This is a genomic window from Rhizobium sp. SVR5-9E (assembly GCF_056755095.1).
This window is the reverse complement of record NZ_JBNDHS010000631.1, coordinates 1-244: the sequence shown is the minus strand read 5'-3', so window position 1 is coordinate 244 and position 244 is coordinate 1. Positions and strand designations below refer to the sequence as shown.

The 244-nt window shown below is 47.5% G+C and carries 1 protein-coding gene; it reads left to right on the top strand.

Features of this window, described 5'->3' with window-relative positions; genetic code table 11:
• Positions 1-244, top strand: a 244-nt coding sequence (locus ACPYOJ_RS36340) for an MBL fold metallo-hydrolase (RefSeq protein ID WP_481420534.1), incomplete at both ends; no start/stop codon positions are given.

Sequence of the window (244 nt, the reverse complement as noted above, 5' to 3'; positions counted from 1 at the left end):
ATGGAAAGCACCACCTATCTTCTGATTGACGAAAACGGTGTGGAAACAGCTATTTTTACCGGCGATACCCTATTTTTAGGAGACGTAGGAAGACCGGATCTTGCCCAGAAAGCCACTAACCTAAGCCAGGAAGATCTTGCCGGAATTCTATACGACAGTCTGCAGACTAAGATTATGCCGCTTGACGACAGCATTACGGTTTATCCCGCGCACGGAGCAGGTTCTGCATGTGGAAAGAATATGC